General features: G+C 61.9%; 13 protein-coding genes and 2 pseudogenes. 10 read left to right on the forward strand and 5 right to left on the reverse strand.

Annotation, left to right across the window (positions count from 1 at the left end):
• The first annotated feature begins 131 nt into the window (after positions 1-131).
• From PYR71_RS27765 to PYR71_RS27775, 3 genes are all read left to right on the forward strand, one after another.
• Entirely contained in the window at positions 132-1556 is a 1425-nt protein-coding gene (locus PYR71_RS27765) for a phosphomannomutase (protein ID WP_275621670.1), read from the forward strand.
• A gap of 39 nt (positions 1557-1595) precedes the next feature.
• The gene (locus tag PYR71_RS27770; protein WP_176539245.1) at positions 1596-3023 is read left to right on the forward strand and encodes a mannose-1-phosphate guanylyltransferase/mannose-6-phosphate isomerase; all 1428 of its coding nucleotides are present in this window, start codon (positions 1596-1598) and stop codon (positions 3021-3023) included.
• Positions 3024-3158: 135 nt separating this feature from the next.
• Entirely contained in the window at positions 3159-3464 is a 306-nt protein-coding gene (locus PYR71_RS27775; RefSeq protein ID WP_183912091.1) for a hypothetical protein, read from the forward strand.
• Between the two features lie 13 nt (positions 3465-3477).
• On the opposite strand, the gene PYR71_RS27780 is transcribed toward PYR71_RS27775, so the two are convergent.
• Positions 3478-4428 carry an endonuclease/exonuclease/phosphatase family protein gene (locus PYR71_RS27780; protein ID WP_275621671.1) on the reverse strand — a complete coding sequence of 317 codons (951 nt, stop codon included), beginning with the start codon at positions 4426-4428 and terminating at the stop codon, positions 3478-3480.
• A gap of 271 nt (positions 4429-4699) precedes the next feature.
• On the opposite strand from PYR71_RS27780, the gene PYR71_RS27785 reads away from it, so the two are divergent.
• Positions 4700-5716: an NAD-dependent epimerase/dehydratase family protein gene (locus PYR71_RS27785; RefSeq protein WP_275621672.1), complete on the forward strand. Its 1017-nt coding sequence runs from the start codon at positions 4700-4702 to the stop codon at positions 5714-5716.
• A gap of 30 nt (positions 5717-5746) precedes the next feature.
• On the opposite strand, the pseudogene PYR71_RS27790 reads toward PYR71_RS27785, so the two are convergent.
• Positions 5747-6131 (reverse strand): annotated as a pseudogene (locus PYR71_RS27790) (hypothetical protein).
• 730 nt (positions 6132-6861) lie between these two features.
• On the opposite strand from PYR71_RS27790, the gene PYR71_RS27795 reads away from it, so the two are divergent.
• The 6 genes from PYR71_RS27795 to PYR71_RS27820 all read left to right on the forward strand — a co-directional run bounded on the left by PYR71_RS27795 (position 6862) and on the right by PYR71_RS27820 (position 13092).
• The gene (locus PYR71_RS27795; protein WP_275621674.1) at positions 6862-7563 is read left to right on the forward strand and encodes a CerR family C-terminal domain-containing protein; all 702 of its coding nucleotides are present in this window, start codon (positions 6862-6864) and stop codon (positions 7561-7563) included.
• Positions 7560-8573: a secretion protein HlyD gene (gene hlyD, locus PYR71_RS27800; RefSeq protein WP_275621675.1), complete on the forward strand. Its 1014-nt coding sequence runs from the start codon at positions 7560-7562 to the stop codon at positions 8571-8573. Before PYR71_RS27795 ends, hlyD begins: the two co-directional genes overlap by 4 nt.
• Positions 8570-10327 (forward strand): ATP-binding cassette domain-containing protein, encoded by a 1758-nt coding sequence (locus PYR71_RS27805; protein ID WP_275621676.1) that lies wholly within the window; start codon positions 8570-8572, stop codon positions 10325-10327. Before hlyD ends, PYR71_RS27805 begins: the two co-directional genes overlap by 4 nt.
• Positions 10324-11451 (forward strand): ABC transporter permease, encoded by a 1128-nt coding sequence (locus tag PYR71_RS27810; RefSeq protein WP_275621677.1) that lies wholly within the window; start codon positions 10324-10326, stop codon positions 11449-11451. Before PYR71_RS27805 ends, PYR71_RS27810 begins: the two co-directional genes overlap by 4 nt.
• A 1-nt stretch (position 11452) precedes the next feature.
• Positions 11453-12565, forward strand: coding sequence for an ABC transporter permease (locus PYR71_RS27815; RefSeq protein WP_275621678.1), 1113 nt, complete (start codon positions 11453-11455; stop codon positions 12563-12565).
• A gap of 131 nt (positions 12566-12696) precedes the next feature.
• Positions 12697-13092, forward strand: a complete 396-nt coding sequence (locus tag PYR71_RS27820; RefSeq protein ID WP_275621679.1) for a DUF1236 domain-containing protein — start codon at positions 12697-12699, stop codon at positions 13090-13092.
• Positions 13093-13193: 101 nt separating this feature from the next.
• Here PYR71_RS27820 and PYR71_RS27825 read toward each other — a convergent pair whose 3' ends face one another.
• The 3 genes and pseudogenes from PYR71_RS27825 to PYR71_RS27835 form a co-directional block, all read right to left on the reverse strand.
• Positions 13194-13631: an EamA family transporter gene (locus PYR71_RS27825; protein ID WP_275621680.1), complete on the reverse strand. Its 438-nt coding sequence runs from the start codon at positions 13629-13631 to the stop codon at positions 13194-13196.
• A gap of 36 nt (positions 13632-13667) precedes the next feature.
• Positions 13668-14711: a Gfo/Idh/MocA family protein gene (locus PYR71_RS27830; RefSeq protein WP_097578201.1), complete on the reverse strand. Its 1044-nt coding sequence runs from the start codon at positions 14709-14711 to the stop codon at positions 13668-13670.
• 9 nt (positions 14712-14720) lie between these two features.
• Positions 14721-14801, reverse strand: a pseudogene (locus PYR71_RS27835) (ThuA domain-containing protein); the annotation flags it as partial.

Here is a 14801-nt window from a genome sequence, read left to right on the forward strand (position 1 = left end):
GAAACCTGGCGGTGAGCGCAAACCTTGTTGGTTCTTCACCGCCCGTGTTTAACTATAAGCCCGCTTCGGTATTTACGCCGGCTGGCGAGCTGAGTAGAACTTTGATCGTGACAATCGGAGCTTGTCTTCACATGAAATTCGGCACGAGCGGCCTTCGCGGACTTTCAGTCGATCTCAAAGGACGCGCCTCCGCCCTCTACGCCACCGCATTCGGCAAATATCTGCTGGAGACCGGCAAGGCACGGGCCGGCGACATCATTCTGATCGGACGCGACTTTCGCGATTCCAGCCCTGAAATCTCGGCAAACTGCGCCGGTGCGCTGACGGCACTCGGATTCCGTGTCTTCGACTGCGGCAATGTGCCGACGCCGGCCCTCGCCCTTTATGGCCTCGAAAGCAAGGCCGCCTGCCTGATGGTCACGGGCTCGCATATCCCCGCAGACCGCAACGGCATAAAATTCTATCGCCCTGATGGCGAGATCGACAAAACGGACGAGTCGGCGATCACCGCACAGGCAGCCGAGATCGAACCAAGCGGCAAAGCGCTCATCGAGGCGCCGGCCAAGATGGAAGATCATGAGGCGATTTGCCGGCAGCTGTTTTTCGAACGCAATACGGCCCTACTTCCGCAAGGTGCGCTCTCCGGGCTGAAGATCGGCGTTTACCAGCACAGCACGGTCGCTCGCGACCTCCTGATCGACGTTCTCGCCCATTACGGTGCCGAGATCATCGCCCTCGGCCGCTCGGAGAGTTTCATACCGGTCGACACCGAAGCCGTTTCCGACGAGACGATCGCGCTGATGAGGCGCTGGGTCTCCGAGCACAAATTCGATGCAATCGTTTCGACCGACGGCGACGGCGACCGGCCCCTGGTTGCCGATGAAACCGGCACACCGTTGCGCGGCGACCTTCTCGGCCTTGTGGCCGCCAACTTCTTGCGAGCCCGCACGGTGGTGACGCCCGTGACCTCCAATTCCGGCATCGAATCCGCCGGCACTTTCACCGTCAGGCGCACGCGTGTCGGTTCGCCCTTCGTCATATCAGGCATGGAAGAGGCGGTGGCCGCCGGCGACGATCACGTCATGGGCTTTGAAGCCAATGGCGGCTTGCTGACGGCAACCACTTTCGAGATCAACGGCCGAAAACTGCGCGCATTGCCGACGCGTGACTGTTTTATTCCCATGCTCGCAATCCTGTCGCTGGCGGCCGCTCGCAGCCAGCCGCTTTCTGTCATTGCCGCCTCTTATAAGTTGCCGTTCGCCGCCGCCGATCGTCTGGAGAATTTCCCCGTCGAGACGAGCGCGGCATTGATGGAATTTCTGCGCGCCTCGGATGAAAACCTTGCCTCTTTCCTACAGCCGATCGGCGCGGTAGCGACAAAATCCGATATCGATGGGCTACGGGTGATACTGAGGGATGGCGGGATCATCCACTTCCGCCCGTCCGGCAATGCGCCGGAAATGCGCTGCTACGTCGAAGCCGGGAGCGAATCTGCCGCCCTCCACCTGCTGCACAGCGGGCTCGACAGAATAAGAGGCTGGGCAGCCGCCCGCTAACGTGCAACGAATAAGCCGTTTATTTCAAGGAACACGCCTATGACGCAGAAAATCGTTCCCGTGATCATGGCCGGCGGCAAAGGCACGCGGCTCTGGCCGCTTTCCCGCGCTACCGCGCCGAAACAATTCATTCAGTTCGTCGGCGACAAAACGCTGTTTCAGGAGACGCTTGAACGCGTTTCGGATCCCGAGCTCTACGAAGCCCCGATCGTCGTCACCAATGAAGAGTTCCGCTTTCTTGTCGCCGAGCAGGCGCGCGAGCTCGCCCGTCCGCTCGCCGCCGTCCTGCTCGAACCGGTCGCCCGCAATACTGCGGCAGCGGTCGCTGCCGCAGCGACGCTGGCCGCCGACCTGTTCGGCAAGAATGCCATCATCCAGATGCTCGCCTCGGATCACGAGATCCTCGCCGACAAGAGCTATTTCGATTGTATTCGCATCGCCCGCGAGGCGGCGGCCGACGGCAGGCTCGTCACATTCGGCATCAATCCGACCGAACCGGCCACAGGTTACGGCTATATCGAGATCGGCGATGCGCTGGAGAACGGCGCTCATAAGGTGAGCCGCTTCGTCGAGAAGCCGGCATTGCAGGAAGCCCAGCGGATGCTCGCCGATGGCGGCTTCTACTGGAATTCGGGCATCTTCATGTTCCCGGTGACGGAGCTTCTTGCCGAACTGCAGGAACATGCGCCTGAGGTGCTCAAAGCCGCAAGCAAGGCTGTTTCCAAGGCAAGCCGCGACCTCGACTTCACCCGCCTCGATGCCGATCATTTCGCCAAGAGCCCGGATATCTCGATCGATTATGCGATCATGGAAAAGACCTCGAAGGCCGCCGTCGTCCCCTCGCCGTTCCGGTGGTCGGACATGGGAAGCTGGGATGCCGTGTGGAAATCGGGAAAACGCGACGATAACGGCAATGTCGCTGCCGCGAACACGACCGTGGTCAACACCCGCAATTCGCTGGTCATGACCCATGGCGTGCATCTTGCCGTCCAGGGCATGGAGGATGTCGCCGTCATCGCCAGCGAGGACGCCGTCTACGTCGGACCGCTCAAGGACAGCCAGAATGTTGGACAATTGGTCAAGATGCTGGCCTCCACATCGGCGACAGCGAAGTTCACCGAAACGCATCCGACGTCCTACCGCCCGTGGGGCGGCTATACCTCCATCTTCAACGGCGATCGCTTTCAGGTGAAGCGCATCTTCGTCACGCCGGGCAAGAAGCTTTCGCTGCAAAAACACCATCACCGCTCCGAACATTGGGTCGTCGTCAAGGGAACGGCCGAAGTGACGGTTGGTGAGAATGTACGGATGCTGCGCGAGAACGAAAGCGTCTACATTCCGCTCGGCGAGGTCCATCGTCTCGCCAACCCCGGCAAGATCGTCCTCGAACTCATCGAGGTACAGACCGGATCCTATCTTGGCGAGGATGACATCATCCGCATCGTCGACGAGTTCGGTAGAACGTAGAGCGGCTTTCGGAACGGCTGGCGGGCTCGAGGCAACCCGCCGCCGGTTCCGTCGCGATCTGCATTGCTGTTGAATTTCCTCTCGGGGTTCTCGTAGAATGAAGGCGCCGACAGACATGACCGGAGATATTCCCTGATGCGTATCCTGCCCGCCCTCGCCGGATTTCTTTCACTGATGCTGCCGGCCATGGCGTTCGCCCAGCCAGCGAATATGCGCGCTGCAAGCGAGACCGAAATTCGCCAGCACCTGCCCGGCACCTCGGAACTGAAAGAAAGCAGCAATGGCTACGAATATCGCGAGGGCAACAAGAATGGCTACAAGATAGACAACGGCCAGGTCTGCGTTCTGTTTCCCAACAAGTCGAAGGATTGCGTCAGCGTGAAGACCGACGGCAAGACCTTCCAGATGATCGACCGCAAAGGCGGCCGAACGAGATTCTGACTTGCCGCAGGCGTTACCTCGCCGGTGCAGTTTCCTGGTCGAGCGCGAATTCTGCGATCAAGCCGGAATGGTTCGAGCCGAGATTGTCGTCGAGACGTTTGAGCGAGATCAGGTGAAGCGGCGCCCGCGCGAATATGTGGTCGATGGCGATCCCGAAGGCGCCGGCTGCAATCGGCCATGTCGCCGGTTCAGGTGCAAGCGTCTTCAGTTTCTGTTCGCGGAGAAGACCCTGGATGCTGGGTGCGATCGCCGACGAATTGAAGTCGCCGGACAGCACCAGAGGGCCGGAAATCGAACCGAGCGCCTTGCCGAGGTCATCCAGTTCGCCCATCTGGTAGTCGTCGTAATAGGGCTTGGACAGATGCGCCGACACGAGATTGATGGCTTGGCCGCCGAAGTCGACGCTTGAGACGACCAGCCTGTCTTTCCTGAGACTGCCGATGCTTGCGACCTGCCGCATCACGAACGGCCGTTTGGACAGGACCAGCGTATCACAGCTATCTTTGCCGTTGTCGCAGCCGATATGATAGGGGTAGGCCTTGAACAATCGCTGCAGATGAAATGTCAGCGGCTTGGCTTCGAGCAAATTGACGACATCGGCGTCCGAAGCGATCACCATTTCGGCAAGAGCCGTCGAGTTTTTCCAGTTGTCGATCGCGATGTTGAACGTCATCAGACGGAAAAGCGGCGTGGCACCCGTCTGCTGATCATCCTGCGCAAATTCGCGCAGCATGACGAAACCATGAGCAGTGAGAAAAAGCGAGGCGAGCAGAAGAACCAACCCGTAGATCTGCCTTTTGACTGCCAGAATGACGAGACTGGCGGCAACAAAGATGACCCCGAGATGGATCTGAAAGCTGCAGACAAAGGACAGCAGCCAGAAGTTCGTGACATACCGCAGCGACACGATGGCAATGGCAACGGTCAAAAATGCGCAAAGAATCCAATAGATTATATCTCGCATCGATCCTGATTTCGCTTGCCGACGTCTGGGCGGGCATAACATGCAGGCCAGCATGTTGCAACGCAACATAACGATCGGGCGCTCATCCCGGCAGATGAGCAATATCGATGGCATCCGCCAAGCAGGCGGCGCCGATGCCCGTGCAAGCAGCATAGGTGTCGCAGCCTTCTCCCCCAAGACCTATCGACTCGGCCTCTTCTTATCTTGTAAGGGGGGTCACGTGATACGGAATCGGCTCTTTGCCGTCGGCGGGGGCCAAGAAAAGGTGGGAATGCGCTACTTCATTACAGGGACGGCCGGTTTCATCGGTTTTCATCTGGCCAGGCGCCTGCTCCAGGAGGGGCATGAGGTAACGGGCTTCGACGGCCTCACGCCCTATTACAACGTCAAGCTCAAGGAGATGCGCCATGCGGCCCTCTCCCAGTTTCCGGCCTTCAATCCGGTCATCGCGATGCTCGAGGACCGGCCGGCGCTGGAGGCGGCTGTCCTCGCAGCCAAGCCCGACATCCTGATCCACCTCGCCGCACAGGCCGGCGTACGCTACAGCCTGGAAAATCCCGAAGCCTATATACATTCGAACGTCGAAGGCTCGTGGAATATCATGGAAATCGCCCGGCGGGTCGAAATCCGCCATCTGATGCTGGCCTCAACGTCATCGATCTATGGCGCCAATGCGACCGTTCCCTTCCGCGAGACCGATCGCGCCGACGAGCCGCTGACCATTTACGCCGCGACGAAAAAATCGATGGAGCTGATGGCGCACAGCTATGCCCATCTTCACAAGATTCCGACAACGGCCTTCCGCTTCTTCACCGTCTATGGCCCATGGGGCCGGCCCGATATGGCGCTGTTCAAATTCGCCAAGAACATGCTCGAGGGCCAACCGATCGAGATCTACGGCGAAGGCAATATGAGCCGCGATTTCACCTATATCGATGATCTCGTCGAAGCAGTCGTCAGGTTGTCGGCCATTGCGCCCGGCGAGGAAAATCGCCTCGACGACGCGGCGGTCGAAACGCTTTCGCGCCAGGCGCCCTTCCGCGTCGTCAATATCGGCGGCGGCCAGCCGGTCAGTCTGATGGATTTCGTCGAGACGGTGGAAAAGACGCTCTGCCGGCCTGCAATACGGCTGATGCTGGCGATGCAGAAGGGCGACGTGCCGCGCACTTTCGCTGCCCCCGACCTGCTCGTCGCCCTAACCGGCTACAAGCCGGATACGACCTTGGACGTCGGTGTCAAGGCTTTCGTCGACTGGTATCTCGACGCGCGCAGCGAACTTGACGCCTGACGCAGTTCGATCTCAAGTCCGCGACAGGCTTCAACGGAGAAGCGCGGCCGCCTGCACCGCCTCGACGGTCTTCGAAAACATATGGTCGACGGCGACGGTCAGGTTCTGTGCATAGGTCCTGAACTGGTAGCCTTCGCCTTCGACCGCTGCCGGATCGCGCAGCACGAAGGGAACACCCGGCGGTACGAATCCGGCGCGTGTCGTCAGCGGAACCTCGGGCGAATGGCCGATGGCGGAGGTGTACATCAGGTCGCGTGCAAGGCTGGCGGGGCCGATGGCGAAGGCCGGCCCGGCGGCAGCCGTGGCGGTCAAAGTCAAGGCGATGGCGGCAGCGTTCTATGCATGTCGAGTCCCCATTTGCGGATCGGCGGGTTTTCACTCCGCCAGGCTCCAAACGATCGACGCGTCTGTCCACGCCTCGGCCGCTTTCATGAGATCACTCTACACGCCAGGATTTGCAGTGCTTTTAAGCGGATCGGTCAAATTTTACGAAATTTGACTTTCTCCGGCGCCGCGCATTTTTCTCGGATCTGAGGACCGAGAAGCGCCCGCGTACATGGCAAACACATCCGCCGGCCGATACGCCTCGACCAAACGCGCAATTCCAATGATGTGAACGCTGGCCCGCAGTCTAGAGAATGCGATCCAGCTTCTTGTTGATATGCAAATTGGGCATCAATCCCGCACTCTGGGCAGCGTGATAGGATTCTCGCGCCGCGTCGAACGAGATCGACCACATAATGGCGCTCAGCAGGAGCGCGATAATATAGATCTGAATACGCATCGAACCGGCGATACGGACAGACCAAGGCGGTTTTGTGTCAAAACATGGCCGGGCAAGCAACGGAAAGCGGTAGGTGCCTGTTTTGCAACCGGCCGACGCCAGACATATCAGTGTCGTGAAAATTAGCGATAGTCGCATCGCTTCCCTGTTGGCAGCCAGACCGAGGCTTGGTTCCCCTTCTCACCCCGAGAACCCTAAGAGGTCCGTTCCCGCGGGCCTCTTTGCCTTGCTTATCTGCGTTGCCGTCGATCACCGAATGCGAAATCGATCATCTCCGCCCGTTGGGACCGCGGCGCGAAAGTCTCACACCGAAATTAATCAATCGATTGACTTATTTTTCCAACCATGTTACAAAGTCGTCATGAGCAAGGAAAAGGCCAATCCACCACCAGCCTCAGCACGCGCCGATGTCGCGCGGCAGAAAATGCTTTCCGCCGCCCTCGACGTCTTCGGCCGCTACGGCTTCGACGGCGCCTCGACCCGCCAGCTGACCGAGGCGGCCGGCGTCAACCTGCAGGCCATCCCCTATTATTTCGGAAGCAAGGAAGGCCTCTATATCGCCACCGCCGAATATCTGATGGCCCGCATCGACACCCATGTCGGCGACATGAGGGCGCGCATCGGCGCGCATCTGCTGGCCCTGGATGCTGCCGGCAAACCGCTCGGCGAAGCCGAAGCCCGGCGCTTCCTGACGGACGTTCTCCAGACCATGGTGACGCTTTTCGTCGGCAAGGAATCCGAATCCTGGGCGCGCTTTCTGATCCGCGAGCAGATGGAGCCGACAGAAGCCTTCACGAGGGTCTACCAAGGCATCATGCGGCCGATGATCGAGATCGGCCGGCGGCTGATCGCCGCCATCCTTGGCGAGGACCCCGACTCGGAACATGTGCGCCTGCGCACCTTCAGTCTTCTCGGCAGCATCCTCGTCTTTCGCGTCACTCATGCGGCTGTGCTCAGCCAGATGGAATGGGACGCGGTCGGCCCGGAGCAGGTGCAAATATTGCGCGGGCTCGCCGCCGAGCTGGTCGATGTCATCGGCTCGTCGAAAGGAGGTGCGGCATGAAACGCATTCTTCCGCTGGCCATCATTCTCCTCATCGCGGCAGGCGCCGCCGCCTGGTGGTACGGCCTGCCGGAAAAGTTCGGCTGGCTCCCCGAGACCCGCCGCGAATTCGTCCTCTACGGCAATGTCGACATCCGCCAGGTATCACTCGGTTTCCGTGTCAGCGGGCGCATCTCCGAACTCCGCGTCGACGAGGGCGATGTCGTCAAGAGCGGAACGGTTCTGGCAAAGCTCGACGCCACGCCCAATGAACTTGCCGTCCGTTCGGCGGAGGCCAATGCGGCCGCGCTTCGGGCCACGCTCGACAAGCTGAAGGCGGGCCCACGGCCGACCGAGATTGCCCAGGCACGCGCCGCCTATGACGAAAGCCTCGCCGATCTGCAGAATGCCAACCTCGCCTATGACCGCGCCCGCCAGCTTCGCCCGCAGGGCACCATTTCCGAGGCGAGCCTCGATCAGGCGACCGCAGCAAAGGCGATGGCCGCCGCCCGCTCCCAGTCCGCCAGGGAAGCGCTGAAGCTTTTGCAGGAAGGCTCGCGCAGCGAGGATATCGCCGCCGCCGACGCGCAACTGAAGGCAGCCGAGGCAACGCTAGCCTCGGCCCGCACCTCGCTGGAGGATACCGATCTCCGCGCCCCGAACGACGGTGTCATCCTCTCGCGTGTGCGGGAAAATGGCGCGATCGTCTCGCCGGCCGATACCGTCTTCGTGCTGTCGTTGACCGAGCCGGTCTGGGTGCGCAGCTACGTTGCGGAGCCCGATCTCGGCCGCATCCACCCCGGCATGAAGGTATCCGTCGCCTCCGATACGGCGCCCGACAAACCTTACGAGGGCACGATCGGCTTCATCTCGCCGGTGGCCGAATTTACCCCGAAATCGGTGGAAACGCCGGAACTCAGGACCGACCTCGTCTATCGCCTGAGGATCGTCATCGACAAGCCCGGCCCGGATCTGCGCCAGGGCATGCCGGTCACCGTCCGCCTTTCCACGCCTGCGGCAGGCGGACGATGACCACCGCCGACACCGCCCCCCAGACCGGTTGGAACGACAAGCCGCTCGTCCGGATCGACGCCGTCACCAAACGCTTCGGCGATGCTCCCCCTGCGCTCGATGCCGTTTCCGGCACGATCGCCCGCGGCGCGATCACCGGCCTCGTCGGCCCTGACGGCGCCGGCAAGACGACGCTGATCCGCCTGATAACCGGCCTGATGCTGCCGGACACGGGGATCGTAGAAGTTCTCGGCTTCGACACCAGAAATAATGCCGCCGGCATCCAGGCGGCGATCGGCTACATGCCGCAGCGCTTCGGTCTCTATGAAGACCTCTCAGTGCAGGAAAATCTCGATCTCTATGCCGATCTGCGCGGCCTGCCGAAGAGCGAACGCGCGAGCACGTTCGACGAATTGCTGAGCTTCAACGATCTCAAACGCTTCACCGGCCGGCTGGCCGGCAAACTCTCCGGCGGCATGAAGCAGAAGCTCGGCCTTGCCTGCGCGCTTCTGAAAAAGCCGCGCCTGCTGCTGCTCGACGAGCCGGGCGTCGGCGTCGACCCGATCTCGCGCCGCGACCTCTGGAAGATGGTCGAGAACCTGACGAAAGAGGGCATCGGCGTTCTCTGGTCGACCGCCTATCTGGACGAGGCGGAGGCCTGCGACCACGTGCTGCTCCTGAACCAGGGCAAGCTGCTCTTTTCGGGAAAACCCACGGAGATGACCGAGCGCGTCGACGACCGGGTCTTCAGGGTCTCCGGTGTCACGGGCCGCCGCCGGCAGGTGCTTGCCGAACTGCTGCAGGCCGATGGCGTCGTCGACGGCGTGATCCAGGGCGAGGCGATCCGCCTGGTGGCGGCCAAGGACAAGACGCCCGATATCGGCAAGGCCGGCGACGGCGCATCGCTTGCTCCTACCACGCCCCGCTTCGAGGATGCCTTCGTCGACATGCTGGGCGGCGGCCCGGGCGGCCGCTCCAGGCTGGCCGAAGCGCAGGCGCCGCTCACCGCTGAGGGCGACCGGCCGGTGATCGAGGCCAGGGGCCTGACCAAGCGCTTCAGCGACTTCACCGCCGCCGAAAATATCAGCTTCGATATCCGCCGCGGCGAGATCTTCGGCCTGCTCGGCCCGAACGGCGCCGGCAAATCCACCACCTTCAAGATGCTCTGCGGCCTGTTGAAGCCGACTGCCGGCGAGGGCCGCGTCGCCGGCTTCGATCTGCGCCGCGATGCCGCCGAAGCCCGCAACCAGCTCGGCTACATGGCGCAGAAATTCTCGCTCTACGGCGATCTGACGGTCACGCAGAACCTCGAATTCTTCGCCGGCGTGTACGGCCTTCGCGGGCAGCACAGACGCGAGCGCATTGCGCTCATGGCGGATATCTTCGATTTCGGACGGCATGCCCGCGAGCCCGCCAAGGATCTGCCACTCGGCTTGAAGCAGCGCCTGGCGCTGGCCTGCGCCGTCATGCACGAGCCGCGCGCCCTCTTCCTCGACGAACCGACCTCAGGCGTCGATCCGATCACCCGCCGCGAGTTCTGGACCCATATCAACGGGCTGGTCGAAAAGGGCGTCACCGTGCTCGTCACCACCCATTTCATGGATGAGGCGGAATATTGCGATCGCATCTCGCTGATCTATCGCGGCCGCTCGATCGCGCTGGGCTCGCCCGATGAATTGAAGGCTCGCGTCGCGACCAGCGAGCAGCCGGACCCGACGATGGAGGATGCCTTCATCGCGCTCGTGCAGCAATCGGAAGCGGAGGATCCCGCATGAGCCCCTCTTCCGGTCGGCTTCGGCGTCTTTTTGCCCTGGTGCGCAAGGAAAGCTTTCAGGCGATCCGCGATCCGAGCAGCATCCTCATCGCCTTCGTGCTGCCGCTGATCCTGCTCTTTCTCTTCGGCTACGGCGTCTCGCTCGATACCACCCGCACCCGCATCGGCCTGGTGACCGAGGAGATGACGCCGCTAACGCAGGATCTCGCCGCCAGCTTCCGCGCCTCGCGTTATTTCGATGTGGCGATCGGCCGCGACCGGCGCCTGTTTGAGGAAGACCTCGTGCTCGGCAAGGTCCGCGGCATCGTCGTCATCCCGGCCGATTTCACCACGCGCTACACCGCTGGCAACCGGCCCGACATCCAGGTGATCGTCGACGGCTCCGACCCGAACACCGCGAACTTCGTCCAGAATTACGCCCAGGGCGCCGTTGCCAACTGGGAGCAACAAAGGCAGGCGGATGTCGCCACCTCCAAGCCGGCCATCACGGTCGAGCAGCGCTTCTGGTTCAACCCGGAGCTGACCAGCCGCAATTTCCTCGTGCCGGGCTCGATCGCCATCGTCATGACGCTGGTCGGCACGCTTTTGACCTCCCTGGTCGTCGCCCGCGAGTGGGAGCGCGGCACGATGGAGGCGATGATGGCGACGCCGGTGACCGCCGTCGAGCTGCTCGCCGGCAAGATCCTGCCCTATTTCCTGCTCGGCCTGACCTCTATGACGCTCTGCGTGCTGCTTGCCGTCTTTCTCTTCGGCGTGCCCTTCCACGGCTCCGTCGCCGCACTCTACGCCCTGTCGGCCGCCTTTCTGATCCCGGCGCTCGGCCAGGGCTTGCTGATCTCGACGGCAACCAAGAACCAGTTCCTCGCCTCGCAGCTGGCGCTGATCTCCGCCTTCCTGCCGGCCTTCCTGCTGTCGGGCTTCCTGTTCGAGATCAATTCCATGCCTGAGATCATCCAGTGGATCACCTTCATCGTGCCGGCGCGTTACCTGATCCCCAGCCTGCAGACCGTATTCCTCGCCGGTGACATCTGGCCGATGTTCATTCAAGCCATCGCCGTCATGCTGACGATCGGCGCCATCATGTTCGTGCTGGCGGCGCGCAGCACCAGAAAGAGGATCGGTTGAGATGGGATGGACAAGGCTCTACGCCCTCATCGTCAAGGAACTGCTCGCCGTGCTGCGCGATCCCAAGGGCCGCGCCATCCTGATCGGCCCCCCGATCGTCCAGCTTCTGGTCTTTTCCTATGCCGCCACACTCGAGGTGCGCAATGTAGACGTCATGATCCTCAACCGCGACAGCGGCCATTGGGGCCAGGAACTGATCGAGCGCATCGATGGCGCGCCGACCTTCCGCCACATCGAGATCGCCGCCGATCAGGGCGAAGTCCAAGTAGCGATCGACAACCAGGCTGTCATCGCCGCAATCGAGATCGGCCCGGATTTCTCGCGTAATATCGAGGCGGGAGCGCCAGTTGACCTGCAGGTGATCCTCGACGGCCGCCGTTCCAACGCCTCGCAGATCGTCGCCGGTTACCTCCAGCAGATCAGCGCGGCCCTTGCCGCAGAGACGCCGGCAGGCATGCGCGCCGGCCCCGCGATGGTTTCGACCATGCCCCGCAATTGGTTCAACCCCAACCTCACCTACCAGTGGTTCATGGTGCCGAACCTGATCGCCAGCATCGCACTTCTGATCGGCCTGATCGTGACCGCTCTCTCCATTGCCCGCGAGCGCGAGCTCGGCACCTTCGATCAGCTGATGGTCTCGCCGCTGCGCCTGCACGAGATCCTGATCGGCAAGCTGATCCCGCCGATGATGATCGGCCTGTTCCACATCACCGTCTATATCCTGGCCGCCGTCTTCCTCTTCGAGGTGCCGTTGCGCGGTTCGCTCCTCCTGCTTTACGGAAGTGCCATCTTCTATCTCGGCTCGGTCGCCGGCCTTGGCCTGTTCATCTCGGCGCTGTCGATGACGCAGCAGCAGGCGATCCTCGGCGCCTTCCTATTCATGGTCCCGGCCATGCTGCTTTCCGGTTTCGCGACCCCGATCGAGAACATGCCGGGCTGGCTGCAGCCGATAACCTTCATCAATCCGCTGCGATATTTCCTGGTGATCGTCAAAGGCGTTTTCCTCAAGGATATCCCCTTGAGCGAGGTGATAAACCAGACGATCCCGCTGGCGCTGATCGCCACCGCCACGCTCAGCGCCGCCGCCTGGCTCTTCCGCCGGCGGCTGGAATAATCGACGTCCGGTCAGTGCTTCAGCGGCCTCACAGAATGTGAATCAGCCTTCCAAAGCGTGACTCTTTGCAGCGGGAACATCGAATAGATGGCGTCGTTAACGAGACGCAACCCCAGCAAAGGAGAAGCAAAATGTACAAGATTCTACTTGTCTCCAGCGCCCTTGCGCTGTCGTCTTTTGCCACCAATGCTCTGGCTGACGGAGCCGTCACCGGTGCTGCCGGTGGCGCTATCACTGGCGCGATTGTCGGTGGTCCCGTGGGTGCTGCCGTTGGCGGCGTGGCCGGCGGTGTTGCCGGCGCTGTTATCGATCCGCCCCCGCGCGAGGTCGTCAGCTATGTCGAACAGCAGCCGGCCCCGACCTCTCGCGTGGTCGTCGAACAACCGATCGTCGTCGGCAAGCCGCTTCCGGCTGATGTCGTCGTCACTCCGGTGCCTGACAACCCGAAATATGCCTATACCGTCGTCAATGATCGCCGTGTGATCGTCGAGCCCCGCACCCACCGCGTGGTGCAGGTGATTGAATAATAAGAGCGTCGAAGCCGCCTGCTGCGGCTCGGCTACCTACGGCCCCGCTTCGGCGGGGCCTTTTCGTTTGCTTGCGCCAACACATCCTTGCCTGCGCCGGTTCAAGCCCTGTAGGCGACGAGTATGGCGCCTCCGGCAACCATGATGACGCCGAGCCAGTTCGGCAGCGTCAGGCGTTCACCCAGACAGAGCACAGCAAAGACAGAGACGAAGACGACGGACAGCTTGTCGATCGGCGCCACCCGGGCGGCATCGCCGAGCTTCAAGGCCCGGAAATAACAAATCCAAGATGCGCCGGTGGCAAGACCGGAGAGCACCAGGAACAGCCAGCTCCTGCTCGACACCGAGGACGGCTCCTGCCAGCTGCCTGATATGGAGACCATGATTGCCGCCGCCAGCAGGATGACGATGGTGCGAATGAAGGTTGCGAAGTCGGAATTGACATTTTCGACGCCGACCTTGGCGAAAATCGCGGTGAGCGCTGCGAAGCAGGCGGAAAGAAGCGCCCAAAGCGGCCAGCTTGTGAGAAGACTTTTCATACGGCTTGTCCCCGCCCCTTCGCCTCTCCCGCAGGATCAGACCTTCAGCTCGCGCCGCTCACGCTCGGTGACCATGGCGAGGTCGAGAACCTTCTGCAGGTTGGCGGCGTGGCGGAAATTGGGATCCGGCTGGATGCGGCTTGCTACCGCCTCGGCGAAGCGCTGGTAGTTGGTCGGCACCGGCGTCACCTCGATCTCCCTCCAGGTGGCGGTCTCGGCATCCTCGCCGAGGCAGCCGCGCAATTCGGAACCGCCGGGGCGATGAATGACCTCGAGGCTGCCCTTCTCGCCGTAGATGCGCAGCTTCAGTTCATTCAGATGGCCCGTCGCCCAGCGGCTGGCATGGATGACGCCAAGCGCGCCGTTGGCGAAATCGACCGACATGGTGAAGCTGTCATTGGCGTCGAGCATATATTCGCCGATCTGGCCGCCCGGCGCCTTGTTGAAGGTCTTCAGCCGGGCAAAAACATGATCGATGTCGGTCGCGGCGCCATAGGCGGCGAAATCGAGGATGTGGATGCCGACATCGCCGAGTACACCGTTCGAGCCATGGCCGGTGGAAAGCCGCCACAGCCAGGTCGACTCCGTGCGCCAGTCGCCCCAGGCGCGCGAGACGAGCCAGCTCTGCAGATAGGATGCCTCGACATGTTTGATCGTTCCGAGTTCGCCGGCGAGCACCATCTCGCGGGCGCGCTGCAGTGGCGCGACATTGCGATAGGTGAGATTGACCATGTTGATGATGCCGGCCTTTTCGGCCGCTTCCGTCATCTCCAGCGCCTTCGGATAGTTTTCCGCCAGCGGCTTCTCGCAGAGCACATGTTTGCCGGCGGCGATCAGCGCCAGCGTCGTTGGGTGATGGATCCGATCGGGCGTGATGTTCGTCGCCGCATCGAATTCGCCCCAAGCGATCGCCTCGTCCAGCGACAGAAACCGCTTTTCGATGCCAAACTTGTCGGCGAAGGCGGAAAGCCGGTCGGGATCGGTGTCGACGGCGCCGACCACGGTTACGCCGTCGATTTTGCTGAAGTGGGTGAGCTGGTTTTTCGCCATCACACCCGTGCCAAGAACGAGTAGTCGCATGAATGCTCCTCAGCGGTAACCGGCTTCGCCGGCCTGGTGCAGTCTCGGGCCGCGTTCGACGATCGGCTCCAGCGCCTTTTCTACCGGCAC

It is taken from the genome of Rhizobium mulingense (genome assembly GCF_029194105.1).
GTDB classification, from domain to species: domain Bacteria; phylum Pseudomonadota; class Alphaproteobacteria; order Rhizobiales; family Rhizobiaceae; genus Rhizobium; species Rhizobium mulingense.

Bases quoted from the DNA above. Each gene is read 5' to 3' on its own strand.
- PYR71_RS27765 (WP_275621670.1), top strand. From the start codon at position 132: ATGAAATTCGGCACGAGCGGCCTTCGCGGACTTTCAGTCGATCTCAAA.
- PYR71_RS27770 (WP_176539245.1), top strand. From the start codon at position 1,596: ATGACGCAGAAAATCGTTCCCGTGATCATGGCCGGCGGCAAAGGCACG.
- PYR71_RS27775 (WP_183912091.1), top strand. From the start codon at position 3,159: ATGCGTATCCTGCCCGCCCTCGCCGGATTTCTTTCACTGATGCTGCCG.
- PYR71_RS27780 (WP_275621671.1), bottom strand. From the start codon at position 4,428: ATGCGAGATATAATCTATTGGATTCTTTGCGCATTTTTGACCGTTGCC.
- PYR71_RS27785 (WP_275621672.1), top strand. From the start codon at position 4,700: ATGCGCTACTTCATTACAGGGACGGCCGGTTTCATCGGTTTTCATCTG.
- PYR71_RS27795 (WP_275621674.1), top strand. From the start codon at position 6,862: ATGAGCAAGGAAAAGGCCAATCCACCACCAGCCTCAGCACGCGCCGAT.
- hlyD (WP_275621675.1), top strand. From the start codon at position 7,560: ATGAAACGCATTCTTCCGCTGGCCATCATTCTCCTCATCGCGGCAGGC.
- PYR71_RS27805 (WP_275621676.1), top strand. From the start codon at position 8,570: ATGACCACCGCCGACACCGCCCCCCAGACCGGTTGGAACGACAAGCCG.
- PYR71_RS27810 (WP_275621677.1), top strand. From the start codon at position 10,324: ATGAGCCCCTCTTCCGGTCGGCTTCGGCGTCTTTTTGCCCTGGTGCGC.
- PYR71_RS27815 (WP_275621678.1), top strand. From the start codon at position 11,453: ATGGGATGGACAAGGCTCTACGCCCTCATCGTCAAGGAACTGCTCGCC.
- PYR71_RS27820 (WP_275621679.1), top strand. From the start codon at position 12,697: ATGTACAAGATTCTACTTGTCTCCAGCGCCCTTGCGCTGTCGTCTTTT.
- PYR71_RS27825 (WP_275621680.1), bottom strand. From the start codon at position 13,631: ATGAAAAGTCTTCTCACAAGCTGGCCGCTTTGGGCGCTTCTTTCCGCC.
- PYR71_RS27830 (WP_097578201.1), bottom strand. From the start codon at position 14,711: ATGCGACTACTCGTTCTTGGCACGGGTGTGATGGCGAAAAACCAGCTC.